The 20,731-nt window shown below is 37.8% G+C and carries 19 protein-coding genes; 7 read left to right on the forward strand and 12 right to left on the reverse strand.

What is annotated here, in order from left to right:
- Positions 1-3 precede the first annotated feature (3 nt).
- Positions 4-1,353, reverse strand: coding sequence for a TolC family protein (locus FHS59_RS06495; RefSeq protein ID WP_184494123.1), 1,350 nt, complete (start codon positions 1,351-1,353; stop codon positions 4-6).
- 14 nt (positions 1,354-1,367) lie between these two features.
- Positions 1,368-2,045 (reverse strand): L-serine ammonia-lyase, iron-sulfur-dependent subunit beta, encoded by a 678-nt coding sequence (gene sdaAB / locus FHS59_RS06500; RefSeq protein ID WP_184494125.1) that lies wholly within the window; start codon positions 2,043-2,045, stop codon positions 1,368-1,370.
- Positions 2,046-2,210: 165 nt separating this feature from the next.
- Between sdaAB and FHS59_RS06505 the strand changes: the two genes are divergently transcribed.
- From FHS59_RS06505 to FHS59_RS06525, 5 genes are all read left to right on the forward strand, one after another.
- The gene (locus FHS59_RS06505; protein WP_184494127.1) at positions 2,211-3,023 is read left to right on the forward strand and encodes an aminotransferase class IV; all 813 of its coding nucleotides are present in this window, start codon (positions 2,211-2,213) and stop codon (positions 3,021-3,023) included.
- A gap of 118 nt (positions 3,024-3,141) precedes the next feature.
- A complete protein-coding gene (locus FHS59_RS06510; protein WP_184494129.1) occupies positions 3,142-4,785 on the forward strand; it encodes a sodium/sugar symporter in 1,644 nt (547 codons plus the stop codon).
- A 12-nt stretch (positions 4,786-4,797) separates the two neighbouring features.
- A complete protein-coding gene (locus FHS59_RS06515; protein WP_184494131.1) occupies positions 4,798-6,300 on the forward strand; it encodes a xylulokinase in 1,503 nt (500 codons plus the stop codon).
- A 44-nt stretch (positions 6,301-6,344) separates the two neighbouring features.
- Positions 6,345-7,658 carry a xylose isomerase gene (xylA, locus tag FHS59_RS06520; protein ID WP_184494133.1) on the forward strand — a complete coding sequence of 438 codons (1,314 nt, stop codon included), beginning with the start codon at positions 6,345-6,347 and terminating at the stop codon, positions 7,656-7,658.
- A 434-nt stretch (positions 7,659-8,092) separates the two neighbouring features.
- A complete protein-coding gene (locus FHS59_RS06525; protein ID WP_184494135.1) occupies positions 8,093-9,994 on the forward strand; it encodes a sialate O-acetylesterase in 1,902 nt (633 codons plus the stop codon).
- 95 nt (positions 9,995-10,089) lie between these two features.
- On the opposite strand, the gene FHS59_RS06530 is transcribed toward FHS59_RS06525, so the two are convergent.
- Positions 10,090-11,157 carry an alpha/beta hydrolase gene (locus FHS59_RS06530; protein ID WP_184494137.1) on the reverse strand — a complete coding sequence of 356 codons (1,068 nt, stop codon included), beginning with the start codon at positions 11,155-11,157 and terminating at the stop codon, positions 10,090-10,092.
- A 5-nt stretch (positions 11,158-11,162) separates the two neighbouring features.
- The gene (locus FHS59_RS06535; protein ID WP_184494139.1) at positions 11,163-11,693 is read right to left on the reverse strand and encodes a hypothetical protein; all 531 of its coding nucleotides are present in this window, start codon (positions 11,691-11,693) and stop codon (positions 11,163-11,165) included.
- A gap of 215 nt (positions 11,694-11,908) precedes the next feature.
- On the opposite strand from FHS59_RS06535, the gene FHS59_RS06540 reads away from it, so the two are divergent.
- A complete protein-coding gene (locus FHS59_RS06540; RefSeq protein WP_184494141.1) occupies positions 11,909-12,481 on the forward strand; it encodes a hypothetical protein in 573 nt (190 codons plus the stop codon).
- Position 12,482: 1 nt separating this feature from the next.
- Here the strand turns inward: FHS59_RS06540 and FHS59_RS06545 are convergent, their stop codons facing one another.
- Entirely contained in the window at positions 12,483-12,809 is a 327-nt protein-coding gene (locus tag FHS59_RS06545; RefSeq protein ID WP_184494143.1) for an antibiotic biosynthesis monooxygenase family protein, read from the reverse strand.
- A 369-nt stretch (positions 12,810-13,178) separates the two neighbouring features.
- Between FHS59_RS06545 and FHS59_RS06550 the strand changes: the two genes are divergently transcribed.
- Positions 13,179-14,063 carry a DUF4097 family beta strand repeat-containing protein gene (locus FHS59_RS06550; RefSeq protein ID WP_184494145.1) on the forward strand — a complete coding sequence of 295 codons (885 nt, stop codon included), beginning with the start codon at positions 13,179-13,181 and terminating at the stop codon, positions 14,061-14,063.
- 71 nt (positions 14,064-14,134) lie between these two features.
- Here the strand turns inward: FHS59_RS06550 and FHS59_RS06555 are convergent, their stop codons facing one another.
- From FHS59_RS06555 to FHS59_RS06585, 7 genes are all read right to left on the reverse strand, one after another.
- On the reverse strand, positions 14,135-14,869 hold the full coding sequence (locus FHS59_RS06555; RefSeq protein ID WP_246388321.1) for an alpha/beta hydrolase: 735 nt from the start codon (positions 14,867-14,869) through the stop codon (positions 14,135-14,137).
- A gap of 178 nt (positions 14,870-15,047) precedes the next feature.
- Complete coding sequence (locus FHS59_RS06560) at positions 15,048-16,058, reverse strand: DUF3500 domain-containing protein (protein ID WP_184494149.1); 1,011 nt, start codon at positions 16,056-16,058, stop codon at positions 15,048-15,050.
- Between the two features lie 210 nt (positions 16,059-16,268).
- Entirely contained in the window at positions 16,269-16,973 is a 705-nt protein-coding gene (locus FHS59_RS06565) for an SGNH/GDSL hydrolase family protein (RefSeq protein ID WP_184494151.1), read from the reverse strand.
- A 27-nt stretch (positions 16,974-17,000) separates the two neighbouring features.
- The gene (locus FHS59_RS06570; RefSeq protein WP_184494153.1) at positions 17,001-17,291 is read right to left on the reverse strand and encodes a chaperone modulator CbpM; all 291 of its coding nucleotides are present in this window, start codon (positions 17,289-17,291) and stop codon (positions 17,001-17,003) included.
- The gene (locus FHS59_RS06575; protein WP_184494155.1) at positions 17,284-18,198 is read right to left on the reverse strand and encodes a DnaJ C-terminal domain-containing protein; all 915 of its coding nucleotides are present in this window, start codon (positions 18,196-18,198) and stop codon (positions 17,284-17,286) included. The genes FHS59_RS06570 and FHS59_RS06575 overlap by 8 nt, the downstream gene beginning before the upstream one ends.
- A gap of 197 nt (positions 18,199-18,395) precedes the next feature.
- The gene (locus tag FHS59_RS06580) at positions 18,396-19,388 is read right to left on the reverse strand and encodes a hypothetical protein (protein ID WP_184494157.1); all 993 of its coding nucleotides are present in this window, start codon (positions 19,386-19,388) and stop codon (positions 18,396-18,398) included.
- 18 nt (positions 19,389-19,406) lie between these two features.
- A complete protein-coding gene (locus FHS59_RS06585; protein WP_184494159.1) occupies positions 19,407-20,621 on the reverse strand; it encodes a serine hydrolase domain-containing protein in 1,215 nt (404 codons plus the stop codon).
- Between the last annotated feature and the right edge of the window lie 110 nt (positions 20,622-20,731).

Consider the following 20,731-nt stretch of genomic DNA (forward strand, 5'->3'; position numbering starts at 1 on the left):
GATTTAGTTTAAGTTAATTGGATTACCCAGGTAAAAATCGAGAACTTTTACTCTGAAAATATAGGTGTATTTCGCATTCAATAAATCTGCCTGCGCATTGAATAGATTGTTTTGGGCTACTTGAAAGTCAACCGAATTAATTGCTCCCAAGTCAAATCTTTGCTGGGCGATTCTGAATGTCTCCTGAAGACTTTCTACTTGTACCAATGAAGACTCGTAAGTCAATTGGGCAGCAAGCGCACTATTATAAGCTGACTCGATATCGTTTCTCAATTGATTTTCAGCTTCTAAAGCAGCAACTTCAGAGATTTGTTTTTGAACTCTTGCTCTTTGTACACTTGCTTTATTGCTCAATCTTGAGAAAATCGGAATACTCAATTGTAAATTGACAGCCTCAGAAAGGTTATTCTCAATTTGCTGACCGAATGTTGGTCTTTCTGTACCAAAAGCCTGATCCACGTAGTTTGAGAAAATATTTGCTCCAACTCCTAAAGTAGGATAGTAGCCAGCTTTTGCGAGTTTCACTCCCAATTCAGCACTTTCAATATTTGCCTGTGCAGCTTTAATTTCGGGCATAGTCTCCAAAGCAGCTTCATAGATGTCTCTTGGAGTTTCTGTTGCCATCAAAGTTTCGTTGATTTCGAATTCTGGCTCCACTACAGAGAATTCTGGAGAGTAAGGAATCTGCAATGCCTGTGCTAAATTAAGCTTAGCGATGTTGTAATTGTTTCGGGCATTGATCAAGTTCACCTCATTGGTTGCATTTTGTGCCTGAACGTCAAGCTGGTCGGAAAGAGGAAGAGATCCTGCTTCTACCAGTTTTGTGGTTCTTGCCAACTGATCTTTCGTTGTAGACAATTGATTTTCTGCAACATTTACCTGCTCTCTGTTAAAGACAACATTGATGAACAAATTTATGATATTCAGTGTAATGTCATTTTTTGTCGCCTCAATATTATACATTCCTGCTTCGAGATTTACTTTCGATTGCTTGATGGAATTATTGATTTGATTACCTGCAAAAATAGTTGCATTGGAAGAGGCTGAGACGTTGACGTTCCCGATTCTTGCCGTTTCGAAAAGGTTGGTTACCGGGTTAATAGATCTACCCCATCGGACACCATAACTTGTGCCAGCACTCAGGTTTGGAAGTCTTTGTCCTTGATTTTGAAGCAAAGTTGCCTCATTGGATTGTTGGTTGAGTTCGCTTCTTTTCAGAGTCAGGTTATTTTCCAAAGCGATGGATACTGCTGTCTCTAAGTCAAGTGGACCCGAGGGCACTGCTGTTTCCTGTGCAAAGGAATAAAACCCTAATCCGGCTATTAAGGCAAAGCTTAAAAAGCATTTTTTCATGTGGTTGTACTTAATTAAAGGTCAATATCTGGTATATAAATTAATTCTTTGATCCAAGGAAGTGATTTCAAATACTCAATAGTAATTGATTTGATCCCAGAATCCATCTCTATAACATGGCATGCCCGGTCATTTTTTCCTTTTCTGGAAACAGACATGGTTGCAATATTAGTTTTTTCCTGTGCAATAACACTGGAAATAAATGCAATCGCTCCTGAAACATCCTCAGCCTTGATAATTAAAGTATGATCTTTCGCAGAAAAATTCGCAACAAAACCGTCTACTTCTGAAATGTTAATAACTCCACCACCGAGGCTTTCTCCTACAACCTCTACATTCCTATCTCCAAGAGTTAAGTTTAGCTTGATTGTATTTGGGTGGTGAATCGAAGAATTGCCAATAGATTTAAACTTGTATTCAAATCCGACTTCTTCGGCAATTGAAAGAGCGTTTTTTATTCTGGCATCATCGGTTTTGAAATCCATCAATCCTCCTATGATGGCTCGATCGCTTCCGTGACCCTCATAAGTTCTTGCAAAAGAATTATAAAAGGTGATTAATGCCTTTTCGGGTTTACCTCCTAAAACTCGGATGGCCGCTCTTGCAATTCTGACAACTCCAGCAGTATGCGACGAAGAAGGTCCAATCATCACTGGTCCGATCATATCAAAAACACTACTTTTATTTGCCATCTCTAAAATTCTGTCCAATATTAATGCTAAGGTCTTTAGTCTTTCGTTAAGACTACCAAAAATGTCATTTATCATTTAATTTTCCACATAAGGGCTGTTTTCTTTATTACTTTTAACACCTTCTTTGGATGACATTTTTAACTACTGACCGAATTTGAACAGGTTATGATCGATATTGAAACAGTTTATCTTTTTGAAAATGCTTCCAACTCTTGGATTCCATCTAATTCTTTAAGCTTCCCAAACCGAGCCATGAACTTTGGGGATGGTCTGTTCGAATCCATGGTTTTTGAAAATGGGAAAATTAGATTTTCGGAAATGCACCTGAAAAGACTCCTTAAAGGGATGGGGATTTTGGGTCTGAAAATGGAAGGGATTTCAATGGAAGAAATTGAAAGACTTCTGACAAGAGATCTTCCAACTGGGAAATTTCGAGTGAGATGGAATGTTTTTCGAGAGGGATCTGGAGTATATACTCCGGGAAGCACAGGCATCTGCCAGACTCTCCATGTTAAAGAATTCTGTCCTTCGCCAGTAATCAAGCAAACAGCCTACATTTCTAATACTATAAAAGTTTACCCAAACATCTGGAGCAATGCAAAGACTCTGAATGCCCTTACTTATGTCCTTGCCAATAAAGAGCGATTGGAGTTGGAGATGGATGAGGTGATTTTATTGGAGCATCGAGGTTTTATTTCAGAAGCAGGCTCATCAAACATATTCTGGAAAACAGGTGAAGATGTTTTTACACCTGCTTTGTCTAGCTCTTGCATCGCAGGAGTGGGAAGAGCTGTGATAATAGATCATTTAAAAGAAAAAGGGGTTGAAGTTCACCAAGGACTATATCTTCCAGAACATATTTTTAAAGCAAGTGCTGTTTGGGTCAGTAATGCTATGGGAATAAGTTATTTAGGAAGTGTCAATCAGAAAGAGTATTCCACTGAAACTCTGCCGTTTCTAGAAAAGGTATTTGATTGATAAAACAATCTCAAAAAATTATTTTCTGCCCTTTAGATGAAAGTCTTATATTTAACGCCTTGTCTTGAATTTTAAAAAGGCAAAACTTAATTAAGCCCAAACATCAACCTATCAAATTATGCTCTTAGAACCTTTAGACCTGATAGTTTTCGTTGGATATTGTTTGCTCATCGTCGGGATGGGTATTTTTGTATCCAGGGAAAAGAAAGGACACGTCAAAAACTCTTCAGATTATTTTCTTGCTTCCAAAGCCCTTCCTTGGTGGGCAGTAGGTGCCTCATTAATTGCCTCTAACATATCTGCCGAGCAATTTATCGGAATGTCAGGCTCTGGTTTTGCCATGGGTTTGGCAATTTCCACTTACGAATGGATGGCAGCAGCCACTTTGCTAGTTGTGGCGATATTCTTTCTTCCAGTTTACATAAAAAAAGGAATTTACACCATGCCAGGATTCTTACTGGATCGATACGATACCAGAGTTAGGACTACCATGGCTGTGTTTTGGCTGTTATTATACGTTTTCGTAAACCTTACTTCTGTATTATACCTAGGTGCACTTAGTTTAAATACTATTCTGGATGTACCAATGTTCTATGGTATTTTGGGTTTGGCAACCTTTGCAATGATTTATTCCATTTATGGGGGACTGAAAGCAGTAGCGTGGACAGATGTTGTACAGGTAGTCTTTTTGGTAGCTGGAGGATTAGCTACAACCTACATTGCACTTCAGATGGTAGGTTCAGGAGATGCTTGGGATGGTTTAAGTTTATTGAGAAAAGAAGTCCCTGGTCATTTTTCCATGATATTTTCCAAAGGTGAAATGTTGATTCCTGATGGAGCTGGAGGGGTTAGAGATGCTTATTTAGATTTACCTGGAATCTCAGTTTTAGTAGGTGGTATGTGGATTACCAACTTGAGTTATTGGGGATTCAACCAGTATATTACGCAAAGAGCCTTGGCAGCCAAAAACTTGGATGAAGCCCAGAAAGGGATGATTTTCGCAGGTTTCCTAAAATTATTAATGCCTCTAATCGTAGTTATCCCTGGGATTGCTGCGTGGGTAATTGTAAAAAATGGAATTGATGTGAGTTTCATCGAGTCTATGAATGATCCGGCAACAGGAATTATTAAATCAGATAGGGCTTATCCTACCTTACTTCAATTGCTTCCAGTAGGGCTAAAAGGTCTTGCTTTTGCAGCTTTGACCGCGGCTATTGTATCTTCTTTGGCTTCTATGGCCAATAGTACTTCGACCATCTTTACGATGGATATTTACCAGAAGTATTTCAGCAAAAATGCTTCTGAGACCAAACAGGTTCGTGTTGGTAGAATCACTGCAGTTGTTGCCTTTTTAATCGCAGCGATTGTGGCTCCTGCCTTAGGTCAGTTGGATCAGGCTTTCCAGTTTATACAGGAATATACAGGCTTTATCAGCCCAGGAGTATTTGCTATTTTCTTCTTTGGAGTATTCTGGAAGAAAACTACTTCCAATGCCGCATTGGTCGGAGCAGCCTTGAGTATTCCTTTATCAGTAGTTTTGAAAATCACTTTGCCAAACTTGCCATTCATTGATAGAATGGGAGTGGTATTTTTGATATTGGCAGCACTGATGATTATTATAAGTTTGGTGGAAGGTAAAGGTAAAGACCATCCAAACAGTATTGAGATCAATAAAGAATTCTTCAAAACCAGTACTTCATTTAAGATTGGTTCTATTTTGATCGCAGGAATCACTGCAGCACTTTACATCGTGTTCTGGTAAAATTTAAGTAAAATGAGACAGTTATTATTAGGCTTAGACATTGGTAGTTCGTCTATCAAAGCCTCACTTTTGAATGCCGAAACTGGAAAAGCAATTGTAGCAAAAGCATTTCCTGAAGAGGAGATGGTTATAGAGTCACCAAATGAAGGCTGGGCAGAACAAGACCCTGAGATGTGGTGGAAATATATTCAGCAGTCAAGTAAATATGTATTGGAGAAAGCCGGGGTGAAACCTGGTGAGTTGAAAGGGATTGGCATTGCCTACCAAATGCATGGTCTGGTGATGGTAGATAAAGACCAAAAAGTACTTCGTCCTTCTATTATTTGGTGTGATAGCCGTGCAGTTCAGATTGGAGAGAAAGCATTTCAGGATTTAGGGGAAGAGTATTGTTTACCTCATTTATTGAATTCTCCAGGCAATTTTACTGCATCAAAACTAAGATGGGTTCTTGAAAATGAGCCAGAGTTAGCTGCAAGAATTCATAAAATCATGCTTCCTGGGGATTATATCGCCATGAAGTTGACTGGTGAAATATTGACTTCAGAAACTGGATTATCGGAAGGGATTTTTTGGGACTTTAAATCAAATGGTCTCAGCGAAAAAGTCCTAAATAATTACGGTATAAATAAAGAATGGATTCCAACGGTTGTTCCATCCTATTCATTGCAGGGAAAAGTTACCGAAGAAGCTTCTAAACTTACTGGGATTGAAACAGGAGTGTCTGTATCTTATAGAGCTGGAGATCAGCCAAATAATGCATTTTCACTTCAGGTTTTAAAACCGGGAGAATTAGCGACTACTGCAGGAACTTCGGGGACCGTTTATGGAGTTTGCGATTCTCCTCTGTATGATCCTCAGTCTAGAGTTAATACCTTTGTCCATGTCAACCATTCTAAAGAGAAGCCTTCTTATGGCGTGTTACTTTGTATCAATGGTACAGGAATTCTGAATAGCTGGATCAAAAAATTGATGGGTGCAGCCAAAATCGGCTATGAAGAAATGAACCAATTAGCCAGTTCAGCTCCGATTGGCTCAGGTGGTTTGACTTTCATTCCTTTTGGAAATGGTGCAGAGAGAATCATGCAAAATAAGCAGGTAGGAGCTCATTTACTGGGTCTTGATCTTCTAAAACATGATAAAAAACACATGCTTCGCGCAGCTCAAGAAGGAATCGTTTCTGCTTTGACTTTTGGATTTAGAATCATGCAAGACATGGGGATGGATCTGAAAACCGTGAAAGCAGGTAAAGCAAATATGTTCTTAAGTCCTATCTTTAGGAAAACTTTTGTTCATATGAACAAGATTGTTTTGGAACTGTATGACACAGATGGTGCACAAGGAGCTGCTAGAGGTGCTGGAATCGGTGTTGGACTATTTGCAAATGAATCAGAAGCCTTTGATGGATTGGAGTTATTAGAGACAATAGAGCCTAATGAGCAATTCTTCGAACCATATGAAGAAGTCTATCTCCACTGGAAAAATCAATTGGAAAAGATCCAGAATTTAAAATTATAATTGACGAATTAAACCTATCTAAATAAACCTAATTATTAAATCTCATGTCAAAATTGTATTTCCCAAACATCGATAAGATCCCATTTGAAGGGAAGGATAGCGATAATCCAATGGCGTTTAGATTCTATGATGAGAATAGAATCATTGTTGGAAAAACCATGAAGGAACACTTCAAATTTTCTATCGCATACTGGCATTCCTTCTGTGGTACTGGTGGAGACCCATTTGGTCCGGGTACTATTACACATCCTTGGGATGCTGATCCGGATCCTGTTCAGAGAGCAAAAGATAAAATGGATGCTGCATTTGAATTCATTACAAAAATCGGTGCTCCTTATTATTGCTTCCACGATGTGGATTTGATCGACGAAGGAAAAGATATCGCTGAGTATGAAGAGCGAATGAAGATCATTGTTGAATATGCGAAGCAAAAACAAGCTGAAACTGGCGTGAAATTGCTTTGGGGAACTGCTAACGTGTTCAGTAACCCACGTTATATGAACGGTGCTTCTACCAACCCTGATTTTGATGTATTGGCTTATGCTGCTACACAAGTAAAGAACTCCATCGATGCAACAATTGCTTTGGGTGGCGAAAATTATGTGTTCTGGGGAGGTCGTGAAGGTTATATGTCCTTGTTAAATACAGACATGAAGCGTGAGACTGATCACTTAGCTCAATTCCTTAAAATGGCTCGTGATTATGCTAGAAAGAATGGTTTTAAAGGTACATTCTTCATCGAGCCTAAGCCAATGGAGCCTACTAAACACCAATATGATTATGATGCCGCAACGGTAATTGGATTCTTGAGACATCATGGATTGGATAAGGATTTTAAATTAAATATTGAAGTTAACCATGCTACTTTAGCAGGTCATACATTCCAGCACGAGTTACAAGTTTGTGCAGATGCCGGAATGCTAGGAAGCATTGATGCCAATAGAGGAGATTATCAAAATGGTTGGGATACTGACCAGTTTGCGATGAACTTACAGGAAATGACTGAAGCAATGTTGGTGATCTTGAATTCAGATGGTATTCAAGGTGGAGGTGTAAACTTCGATGCTAAAATCAGAAGAAACTCTACCGATGCAGATGATTTATTCTTGGCACATATTGGAAGTATGGATGCATTTGCAAGAGGTATGTTGATTGCAAATGATATTCTGGAGAAATCTGATTATCTGGAAAGAAGAAAAAATAGATATGCTAGCTATGATTCAGGTAAAGGAAAAGCATTTGAAGATGGTGCTTTGACCCTTGAGGATCTTAGAAATTATGCAGCTGATAAAGGGGAGCCAGCAATGACAAGTGGCAAGCAGGAATATTTCGAAAATTTATTAAATCGATTTATTTAATCCACCATTTATCAAAAAAAACAGGAAAGCCCGGTTGATTTAGTTATCAACGGGCTTTTTTGTTTGTATTCGTTCGGAACTTATTTAAGACATAAAAGACTGAATCTTCCTCATTATAGACTTGAATTCGATTGACCATTGATTATTCCAATCCAAGCTTCTAATTGGACGAACCAAACACTGGGAATCGACATCCAAACGGATTTCCATTTAATATTCCAGATCATTTTTTTTTTTTTTTTTTTTTTCAATTCAAGAAAATAAGCCTCAAATTAATTTTCAATCAACTGGAATGCTCCTTTTGCCTATTTGGTGAATTCGATTGAAGCTATTGAAAATCAAATTAAATAGCATTCAAAACCTCAGAAATTGGGAATTGAAATATGTGGTTTAAATTTTTTTCATCAATTTCCAATATTCTAAACCCAAGCGCTATGAAACGGTACTTTGTCCTGCTTTTGATTCTTTTGAATTTTAGTTGTGACTTTGACAAATTCGAATCTGAAGTATATCTCCCAAAAATTTTTGAAGAAGGAATGGTCCTCCAGCGGGATCAGAAAATTTCTGTTTGGGGAAAGGGAATTCCCTCCAAAAAAGTAAGGGTTTCTGTTGCCGGCTTGATGGGGAGCACCGAAGTACTGCCAGATAGTACCTGGTCGATCAAATTACCTGAGACAAAAGCTGGTGGGCCCTATGTGTTGAAAGTCAATAATCAAGAAATAAAAGATGTTTACATAGGTGATGTTTGGGTAGCAGGTGGCCAATCCAATATGGAATGGGCATTGAAGTCTGCGGTCATCGGAGCCGAAGAGGAGTTTCAAGAGGGAGGCTTTCCTGAAATCAGGTTTTTTAAGGTTCCACAGTCTTATAGTGCAATTGAATTGGATGATGTTGTAGGTGGGGAGTGGAAAGTAGCTACTCCTGAAAACATGCTGGATTTTTCTGCAGTTGCTTGGTTTTTTTCCAAAAGAAATCATTTGGAAAAAGAAGTTCCTGTCGGAATCATTGAGTCAAACTGGGGAGGAACCCCCGCAGAAGGATGGACTTCCGTAGCCGTTTTATCTGGTATGAATGCTTCTTACAGTGAGGAAGCAAAAGATATTCAGGACAATCCTACCAAGTGGCAAGAAGAAGTTGAAGCAAATGAAAAACGTCGCGAGATGAGGAATTTGCTGGTTTCTAAGCCTGATTCATTAACTGCATTAGAGGTTGCAAGTCTGAGTTACGATGACAGCAAATGGAAAAAAATAGTTTTGCCAAAGGCTAATCCGATGCAGCATATTGCCTGGATAAGAAAAGTATTTAAAGCTTCGGCTGATAATGCCACTTTGCATTTGCCAGCAATCGACCAAATGGCATTTATCTACTTGAATGGTCAATTCCTACATTACAAAGATTGGGGTGCACCAATGCCAGAAATAGAAATTCCTGCAGAGTCAATGAATGATGGAAATAATGTGATAACAATCCGCACTATCAATACCTGGAACAATCAACCTCGAGTGGGAGAGAGCGGTGAAATGTATCTGACCCAAGGAGGTAAATCTATTTCTTTGGAAGGAGTTTGGAGTTATTCCAATGATATCGTGGAGCCGATGCTGCCTAAAGTGGAGTTTCTTAACTGGAAACCGGGCATGATGTATAATGCCATGATTTATCCAATCTCGAAATATGCTATAAAAGGAGCTATCTGGTACCAAGGTGAAAGCAATGCTGGAAGGGCAGACGAATATCATGAGTTGTTTTCTGCTATGATCAGTAACTGGAGGAGGGTTTGGAATATCGGAGACTTTCCTTTCCTTTTTGTTCAATTAGCAAATTTCATGGAAAGAAAGTCCCCTCAACCGGATAGTGATTGGGCCTTTTTAAGAGAAGCGCAAACTGAGACATTGGCTCTGCCAAAAACGGGAATGGCAGTAATTATTGATATTGGTGAAGAGAATGACATTCATCCGAAAAACAAAAAGGATGTAGGAGAGCGTCTTTGGATTCAGGCTAGAAAAGTAGCTTTTGGAGAGAAAATTTTGGCCTCGGGACCAGTTTTTGAATCAGCAGTTTTGGAAGAGAATTCTTTGATTTTGAGTTTCTCGGAAGCTGGAGAAGGGCTGAAGACTTCAGATGGATCTGATGAAGTAAAAGGATTTATTGTTGGCAATGGAAGTAATTTTAAAGAAGTTTCTGCAAAAATCGTTGATGAAAATATCATTAAGATTGACTTAGATAATCCTAATATTTCTGAGCTTAGATACGCCTGGGCAGATAATCCCGAAGTTAATTTGGTGAATAATTTGGGACTACCAGCAGTTCCATTCAGATCAAATTTAGGAGAAAAATAGAATTGGAAATGTAAACATGAGATCGAAATCCTCATTTACTGTTTTAAAATAAAAGGAAAACAAAAACGCTCCGAAATTGATCTCGGAGCGTTTTGTCATTTCATTGATTCCATTTCAGTTTCCAGTTCATTTAACTCCTGAACCATTTTTTGGTATTCTTCTTTAGAGGGTACGTTTGCGACATTTTCTAAAAAATCTATTGTGGAAAATAATACGCCTTCCCAATCGCCTGAGGTGATAGAACTTCCAATTACATGGTCTCCGGATTCTGGAAATGCAACTTTTCTTTTCAAGTTTTCCGGTGTCCCTATTTGCTCATACATTTCCAACATTTTTGGAACTGATACAACAAAATCCTGCTCATCCTCATTTTTATAATAGTATCCCAAAAAGAAAGGCTGTTTTATTTTCTTAAACGTCTCTTCATTCATCATACTATACATCAATACTCCTAGACTTTTGTATCCGTTGTAGTGGTATTCCTCTGACCAATATTTTGCTTTTTCGCCTTCTCTAGGTTGATGTCTGACCTTATTTTCCATCCAAGTCCATTGCATGATTTTTTTCATCCAAGGCACAAATAAGTTATTGAGAGTTTCTCCATTATCTCTGATTGCAGGAGAATAAACTACGACAGATTTGATTTCTGGCTGTTGGCTGGCTAATAAAAGTGTGAGTGCGCCTCCCATTGAGGTGCCAACCACGATTACTGAATCACCCAAACTTTTCCCAATCTGATAGGCTTCTCCTGCGGCATTTGCCAAATTTTGAGCGGTCATATATTCCATTCCATTTTCCCGCTTGATACCATGTTCAGGAAGTCTGGTTACAAAAAGATTTGCTCCGAAATGTGCTGCCAAAAATCTGTGAACTGGATCACCTTCCATGGGACTGGCTCCGAATCCATGGATATATACAATTGAATAAGGAGTTTTGTGACGGTTTGAACTATCAGCCCAAACGATATAGGCTTCATTCCCAGTTTTTAGCCCGATTACTGTGTCTTCTCGGCTGCTAACATATTCTTGGATTTCCTGCATTCTGGTAGGAACTTCAGGATACTCTATTACCAATTCTTGGGTTTTTTCTTTTGGCCCAAACATATAAACAATGGCCAAAACCATCGCGATCGCAAAGATCCAGAGAAATATTTTTCGTAGCATGTTGGTTAGTTTACGATGAGGTAAGGAGAGCTTGAATCAACGATTACTTTGCTTCCATCTTTCATGAACAGGAATGTCCTGGTTTTCAATTGTTCATAATTAGCTGGAGGCATTGTGATTTCCAAGGCAATATTAGGCAAAAGTCTGCCGAAATCTCTCAGTTTATTTAATGTCAAATCCTCTTTTACCCTCATTAAATATGAAATATCAGTTCCGATAGGTAAGTCCTGATACGGGGCTAGAAGCGTTACGGCAATATTGGAGATGTTTTTAAAGTTATAACTCGCAGCACATGAAAGAGCGTATGAGCGACCAGGAAATCCGTTTAGCCAGGATTCTGATTCGACCTCCGGAACTATTTCAATGTTGAAAGTAAAATCCTTAAAGGAGACAGTGTCTGATTCCGTGGAAAACCTTGAATTTTTATAAGGACTATATGAAACCATCATATCTTTGGCTTTGGCAATCCTAGGAGGTGGACAAGTGCCGAAAGGATCTGAATCTACTTGGTCAATGCAGGATACCATAACCAACATGAACATGTAAGTTCCAAATAAACAGGTGGTTAAATAAATTTTTCGATTCTTTGAAAAATTCATAATAAGTTTAATTCAGGGAATTTCTTTTTATCGGGAAAGTAAATTAACTAGTGTTTTAAATAGCCCATTTCTGATTAAAATTTAGTCAAAACTATATCCTAAACCGAAACAGGAAGCGTAAAATTTTACAAATAAATCTTAAATATCCTTGAATGAAAGCATCACTTCTTACCCTTCTTCTCTGTTTTCTGGGTTTCGCAACTATTGCCCAAGACAGCGAAGAACTACCTTCTACAAAATCAATTTATGTGGAATTAGGCGGACCCGGTCTTCCTTATAGTTTCAATTATGATTTCAGAATTGATAAAACTAGGGTTGACTCCTGGGGGATGAGACTTGGATTTGGTGGCTACGCGATGAATGGAGAATCATTTTTTTCGCTTCCTGTTCAGGTTAATAGACTGATGGGGAAAGGGCCTCACTATTTTGAGGTAGGAATTGGTGCTACCTTCTTTACCTTTTCCGAGGATAGCAATCGCTATTGCGTAAATGGAACTTATGATTCCCAAACAGGAGAATACATTTGTACCTCTTATGAAACCTATGATTATAATTTCATTCTAGATGTAGATGGATCTCCGAGCATTATGGGAACCATGAATTTTGGATATAGAAGGGTGCCAATTGATGGGGGATTTACCTGGAAAATCAATATAAACCCGATTTTCAATAACAATGGATTTTGGCCACTTTATGCAGGAGTTGGATTTGGATACGCTTTTTAAGTCAGATTTCTGACAGGTTAAAACCATAATCTCTTTCTACTAAGCAGATTCGCGTTTTATAGGCAGAGTACCATAATTCTCTGCCTTTTTTTTGTGCAGTCTGATGTTCAGCTACTTTTTTCCAATTTTTTATGGATTCTAAATCTCTCCAATAGCTGACGGTAATTCCAGTTCCTTCTCTTGCAGATTCATGCCCCAAATATCCTGGTTGCAAGGCTGCTAAACGCTCCATTTCTAAAGCAGTTTCTAAATACTCTTCATTAATCCCGGTTCTCAAACTTGTGAAAATCACTGCATAATAAGGTGGTGTTGGAGTGTTTGCTATCATTTTTAGAAAATTTGAATAGGGGTAAAGTCAGTTTTGAATGTCTTAGGGTAGAAGAATTGAAACTAAACCAAAAATCTGTTCAAAATGACTTTAATCAAAGAAATCTCCGCTTTTTATGCAAAGCGGTTTTCCTATGGAGATCTGCCTCCACCAACTCTCACATTCTTAGTTAATTACCATTTTCTTTGACATAAGTCAAAGAATACAAATCATTGATAACCAGCACTGAAAGATTGTCGTACATTTGTATGCATGCAGTGCTTTAAAAAATTGAAATCAGAATATTATTTTAAAATAAGCACTAAAATGAAATCAAAAAGGAATTTAATTGCGATTTGTTCATCGTTAACAATTTTATCTTCACAACTGTTGTTTAGCTCTTGTGATCCGGAATTGGAAGTGGTTCAAACAGTAAACGAAGAGTTTACAGGAATAAATCAAGTTGAAATAGAGTCAGGGTTTCTCGATGTAATTTATTTGGGAGATGCCAATGCTAACAGTGTACAAGTGGATGCAGTTCTGGAATCAAATAGATCCGGCAAATATAGAATTGATGTTCGCGAAGAATCAGGTAAGCTGATCATAGAATTAGATCAAAGAAATGTGTTTGGCGGTGGACGTGACAGAGGAAGGATTTATATCAATGGTTCGATAGAACAGGAAATTGAAGTCGACGCTGGATCTGGTAGGGTTCAGGTTTCCAATGTTGTTGGGGAAGAATTTGATGCATCAGTTGGTTCTGGTATGTTGGATATCCAAAATGTCACTGCCACAAAAATTGATTTAAATGCAGGATCCGGCAAAATCAAAGCCTTAAATCTGGAAGGATATACAGAAGTGGAAGTTGGTTCAGGAAATGTGGAAATCACTGAACTCCTTGGAGATTTAGAAGTACAAGGATCATCTGGAAGGATTAATCTTAACAGAATTCAAGGTTTGGTAAACTCCAAATTGAATTCTGGAAATATAGAAATGTGGGATGTAGAGTTTTTGGGAATGCTTGAAGTTTCTTCAGGAAACATTGAGGCTAGTAATTCAGGTTTAAGTGAATTTTCAAGATTTAAAGCTTCATCCGGTAACATTAGGATCCAAACCAAATCAGATCTGACAGGTTTCAATTTTGATTTGGATGCTGGAAGTGGGAAAGTGAGAGTAGGAGATAGTTCTTCCAATGGAGCCCTGAAAATAAATAACGGTTCTCCTTATACCGTGTCAGGTACCGTTTCAAGCGGTAATATCGAAATAAGGAATTAGTGAAAAGTTGTTCACGATCACCTAAAGCCCCGATAATTTCGGGGCTTTTTTTGAAGTATTTTGATGCTTTTTTACTCAATCTCAATAACAGGTTCCTTTTTTAAGTATCCTAAGGATTGTAAAAACTCATCCGAAGCCAGCAAGGTCTTTTTATAATTTTCAAAATTTGAATAATTGAAGAATCCATGAGGTTGGTCTTCGTACAAAATCAAATCGCACCTGCTTCCAACCTTTTCCATCACCATATTATAATACTCTCCTGTGATAACTGGAATCAACCTGTCCTTTGTCCCAAGCATAAAAAGGGTGGGGGGAGCTCCTGCTTTTATATTGTGAAGTGGTGAAAAACGAGTATATGCTTCACCTATTCTTTCAAATCCATATCCTCCTGGTCCATTATCAATCACAGGATTAAATAGAATCAATGCATTGGGAACAGCACTCACAGCAAAATCGTCTGTGCCTTCGTCGAAGCCGGGACTCAATGCGGTGGCTGCCGCCAAATGACCTCCGGCAGATCCTCCAGCTGCAATAATTTTATGCGGGTCAATTTGGAAGTCAGAAGCTTGTGCTCTGACAAATCTTATGGCTGATTTGGCATCTTTAAGGGATTCAAATGGAGAAGTTTGATGGATGTTTTTGAGTCTATAATCCACTAAAAAACAAACCATTCCTCGTTTAGCGAAATATTCAGCTTGAGGTTTGAATTGATCTCTACTACCTCCAATCCACCCACCGCCAAAAAAGAAAACAAGCGCAGGATAGCTTTCTTTTTCATGCATGTTTTCCGGATAGATGACTTCCATATACAATTTGGTGGTGTCGACTTCTTTGTACAGAATTAGTTCCTGCGCAAAACCAATTTGAAAAGTTGAACAAAAGAAACAAAGAATCAGAATCGATCTGGCAAACATAATGTTGGGCTATTTTTTAAAGATTGTATTTAGCTATTTATTTGGGGGTTTGAGATTTAGAGAAGGAGAATTATTTATGATGGTCTGAATTTGCATAATGTTCTTTAATCAAGTCTTTTCCGAAATCCCCATCAAAATCTCTCCAAACAGTATGAATATGGTTCGCGTTGGTTTGCGTGTTATCAAATTCAATTAAAAAAGACTTTCCCTGAATTCGGTAATAATGGCCTTTTCCTGAACTAGTAGCTCCAGCCCATCCAAAACGGATTTCTCCTAATTCCTCTGCCTCAATACTTTTCATTCGTTTTTTGGCTAGTTCTTCGGGCATTGAAATTAAATATTCATCAATTAGACTTAAAAAGAGCTCTTTTTGACTGGGATTTAAATCATGAAACTTGATTCCTACTGGTGATAATGGATCCACTTCAATGGAGTTTCTGGTCACAATCTCATTGATTGAATTTTCCTGGAAAATTGCCATTTTTCTTTGATCTGGATTCATCGAGTTAATTAATTGAAAACCAAGTTCCTCTTCTTTTTCCAGAGTCTTTTCTCCTTTTCTAGGACCAAAAGGTATTATGGCCGGGTTTGCTCCGAAAAATCTTGGGGCAATGGATTGGACATCGTTTAGAACACTAAAATTCAATGAAATATGATGCCCCTCAAATGACCAGGACCAAAGACTATCTAAATCTGGATTTCCATAAAATGCTACATAATAATTTTCCGGATCTCTCATCACCGAATCACCTGAAATTTCCCGAAGGACATTTTCCAAATCGATGATTTTTTTGGTTTTGAGATAGCCTGTTTCCGAAAGTGAAGACTGGAGTAGCTCTTCAAATAATCTTTTCTGTTCTCCATCCAATTCAGCTAATGAAATTCCAGCTCTTTGGAACATAGATCCCGGTACATAATGCCATCGGGTTTTGGTGGAGTCACTAAAAGAAAACATCGCTTTATCTTTTTGACTTTGATTTAATGAATTCAGGAATTTTGTAGCAGGGTTATCCTTAAATAAAATAAAGCCTAAAAAAATGATGGAAAAAACTATAAGTCCCGACAAAATAATATTTTTCATTTTGACAAATATTTAGTTAAAAATTAATTTTTATTGATACAAAATAGAATAATTAATAGACAATATGCGGTTTTTGTTTATAAAAAATTAAAGAGAAGTTTCATTGATGAGGAATTTCAAAACAGTTTTTATTCTTCCGAAATCAGAAAATTACACTTTGAAATGTACCTTGAAAATTCTGTTTAAGTCCGACATAGGGTTAGAATTCAATTAGAAAAATTTCAGAATCTCTGAAGCAATCAACTCATGACCTTTTTTATTTGGATGATTTCCCTGAGACATGTAATCCTTCACACAATCACAGGTTTCCTGTAAGTTTTGAAACAGGCTGTAACTGTCAGCCAATCCCAATTGATATTTTTCTGCCAAGGCAATAATCTGTTTCCTATGAAGGTCTAGCTCGTTCCCTTCCTCAGTGAGGTCAACTTTTAAATCAGGTGATGGCGTTAGTAGAATTACTTTGATGTTTTTCTTTAAGGCTTTCCTGATCATTTTTTCCCAAGCCTTTTTGGAAGCTTCCAATCCAATTCTTCGATCATTAAGTGCATAATCAATAAACAAAATATCGGGTTGATGAATTAGCACTTCTTTCTTAAAACGTCTTGAACCAGATTCAGAATTTTCTCCTCCGATAGAGGTGTTTATCACATTGATCACAGCAAAAGGATAATCTTCCTTGAGTGTTTTCAAAACCAGAAAAGGGTAGGAGTCCAGGGTTTTTACATCAGGAGTTTTGAAATATCCCGCCGGAACGCTGTGTCCATGAAAAACCAAATTCACGGTTCGGTTATTAGGCCATTCCTTTTTGAGGTTTGATTTGGTTTCACTTAGATAATCCGAAGGTGAATTCTGAGCCTGAGCTCCGGTACTCCAAAAGAAACTAAGAAATAGAAAAAGGAGAAGGTTGGATTTCATTTGATTATTAAGGAATACAAATTCGGCTTATTCATAAAGCTTCAGTCTATTTCTAAGAATTGCCAATTCCTCTTTAAGTGCTTTTTCTTTTCTTAACAGATTAAAAATCACATCTATTGCTTCTAGATTCAGATTTAAATCTTGCTGAAGTCTGAGGATTTTTTCTAAGTCACCGATTTGATCCTGATGAATAAAGGCTTCTTCTTCCTGAAATTCCAGTGTAATCAATCCAAATTCCACCAATTCATGCACAAATGAAATTTCAATTCCGTATTGCGTGCAAATGGTTTTTGCCGATATGAAATGTGCCTCAATCATGATGTCTTAATTTTTTCAGTTCCTGGAATAACTCTTTCTCTTTTGCAGATAGATTTGTCGGAATTTTGACTTGGTAAGTAAGAATCAAATCGCCGAACTCTCCTTCTTTTTTATAAACCGGAAAGCCTTTTCCCTTTAGCTTGACTTTCGTATGGTTTTTAGTTTCTGGCTGAACTTTCAGTTTCACTTTTCCATCAAATGTGTCGACCAGAATTTCACCTCCAAGAATAGAGGTATACAGATCCAGGTCCACATCTTTGTATAGATTGTTGCCTTCACGTTTGAAGTAAGTTTGGTTGGAAATTATGAACTTGATATACAAATCCCCATTTGGACCTCCATTATAACCTTCACCACCATTTCCTTTTATTTTGATGAGTTGCTCGTTTTCTACACCTGCAGGAATTGTCAATCTGATCTTTTTATCATTGACCGTCAAAACCTGTTTTTGAGTGGTGTAAACATCCTTTAGATCAAGGTGTAATTCTGCGTGATAATCCTGCCCTTTGAATTTTGGACTATGGCTTCTACCTGAAGTTCTTCTACCGCCAGCCCCAAACATTGATTCAAAAAAGTCAGAATAATCCTCTCCTGAAAATCCCTGTTGGCCGGAGAAACCACCTTGGCCGGAATACTGGCTTTGTTGCTGTCGTTGTTTCTGAGCCTTTTCAAATTCTTCTCCATGCTTCCAGTTCTCACCATACTTATCGTATTTCTTTCGATTTTCTGGATTGCTTAAAACCTCATTCGCCTCGTTGATTTCCTTGAACTTTGATTCTGCCTCCTTATTATCTGGATTTAAATCTGGGTGATATTTTCTGGCTAATTTTCTGTAGGCATCCTTGATTTCCTTTTCTGTCGCAGTTTTTGGTATGCCAAGAGTTTTATAATAGTCTATGTAGGCCATTTTGGAAGTTTATTTTAACCATTATTCTCTATCCAATATACTAAATATTGAATGTTAGTCATTCATCCTTTTTGTATTTGGGGCTTGGAATAAACGACTTCTGATCAAGTTTTAATAGACTTTAAACAGTATCTATTAATAATTGAATCGCCAATCTTGTGTGGTTTTGTAGAAGGAAAAAATCCTCAAAAGAGAAATTAATCCAATTCAGAAATCTGATCAATTTCAAAACTTCTCAACGCTTCCCCATCAATCATTTTGTATGAAATCTGTCTTGTTTTCCCGGTCTTATTTCCATTATTAAAAATTGGAAATCTTTGAATTAAAGTTCTTTCAACCAATGAAAACTCATCATGTCCCTGATATCCTTCATTGATCTTTTCATTTTCTGCCGTCGGAGGGAAATAGACAATGCTCATGGATTTTTTATTATTTGTCGAAAAAGCAATGACATTCCCATATTGGTTTTCATCTTCTGTTCTAGAGTAGATCAAAAGCTCTGGTGAACCATCAGAATTGAGATCTTCTACTTCAGCCATTTTTATTATCCCATTGACTTCAAGAGTAACTGACAGATTGCTAATTTCAAGCCCAAATGGTTGAACTGTAACTAGTCTCTTTCCTTCTTTATCAATAGAAGTAACATTAAATCCTATACCTTGTAAATTCAGGACTTGGCTAAATTTTGTTGGGTCAATCTGGGAACTGTCAAGGGGCTCATTAATTTTTTGATAGGTTCCAGCTAGGCTTCCGCCTCCGGAACAATAAAAAGCTAAAACACTTTCGGAATTTTCCGATCCTCCCTTTATTTCAATACTGTTTTCACTGAAAGAAAAAAGTATAGTTTCCCCATTGATGGAAGTTTGAAAAGTACTTTCATCCATCGGATAGGCCGTTGCGTCAAAAGTGCAGGTAGGTCTTTTCTTGTCAGCTCGAGAACGTACTTTTATTTGTATTTGATCCTCCTGCTCTTGGGAAACTGTCACTGCCACCCAATCAAATCCTTCATCTCTTTTATCATATGAGTCAGAAACATAATTCCCCAAATAATTCATGGTTAAAGATTCTGGCTTAATCTCAGCTACAGTTTCTTCAACAGATTGGGTTTCAGATTTAGGATTACATGCAGGCAAATTCAGAAGTAAAATTCCAAAAAATACAATGCCCTTGATTTTAAAAATCTCTTTCATAGGTATGTTCAATTTTATTTATTCAATTGCTTCCAACACCAACCTCACCAATTCATTTTTATCTCCGTTTGGAATCCATCTTGCCACAATCACCAAATCATTTTCCTGATCCACGTAAACCATATTGGTGCCTGCTCCGATATGTGCAAAAGCAGTTTTCGGGGCTGCCGGGATAAATTCCTGGTCATTATTCAAAAAGTAATTCATAAAGCCATAGCCTGGATTTGCCGGTGTCGGTGTTTTTGATTTTTCTATCCAGGTTTTAGGGATTAATTGTTTTCCATTCCAGTTGCCGTCATTTAAAGTCAAATATCCAAATCTAGCCTGATCCCAAGCCGTTAACATCATGCCGCCTCCCCAGTGTGAACCACCAGAAACTGATTGCATGATTTGACCATCTATAATGACAAATGAATTTTCATAGCCAGTCCATCTCCATCTGTCACCCGCCCCAATTGGATCCATTATTTTCTCTTTTAATACTACTGGTAGAGGTTTTCTCCAAACATTTATCAATGCCAAAGCCAGGACATTTACTCGGGTATCATTGTACTCATAAACTGATCCGGGAGCATTTTGTGGTCTTGCTCGTTTTTCTTTTGCACCTTCTCTTGGTCTATCAGCCCAGTCTGGTTTTCCCCAAAGCGATCCTTCCCAATCCGAAGTTTGTCTTAAGAGATGATCCCAAGTGATGGTTCTGTTATGTTCTGTATCAAATAATTCAAATGTATCCTCATCTTCAAAATGATCTGCCTTGTTAACCATCAACTGTGCAGGTTCGTAGGGATAGATCGGAGCCATATAAGGATATACCAAGTCCTGCTCTGATTGAATCAAACCTTCCTCAATCGCAAGTCCAGCCGTCGTGGAGAGGAAACTTTTGGCAACTGAAAAAGTCAAATCTACCCGATCCGGATTTCCCCATTGGGCGACAACATAACCTTTGTAAATAATCAAACCTGTTGCCGGCCCTCGCTTTTTCATCGGTCCAATCGGATATCCAAATGGCTCTCTTCCAAAACCTCCTTCGTAATGCGCTATTTTCAAATTGGGGTTTTCCTGACTTTCGTGTGCGATGGCAAAATCTACAGCATCCTTGATTTTACCGGCATCAAGGCCTATATCTGATGGAGATTTTCTTTCCCAGTTTCCTTTTGAAGGAAAATAGGTTTGAGCTGAAAGTTCTGACAAAAGAAGAAAACAACAGAAAAAGGCAGCTTTTGAGATTTTCATAAATTGGTGGTTCAAACTAAATTGGATGATATTCAAAGAATTGGATAAAAATGCGTTTTATTCGTGAGATTTATAAAAACACTTTTACCAAAGGTAAGTTACTAATGAAA

Origin of the sequence: Algoriphagus iocasae (genome assembly GCF_014206875.1) — a bacterium.
In the GTDB taxonomy this organism is placed as follows: Bacteria; Bacteroidota; Bacteroidia; order Cytophagales; family Cyclobacteriaceae; genus Algoriphagus; species Algoriphagus iocasae.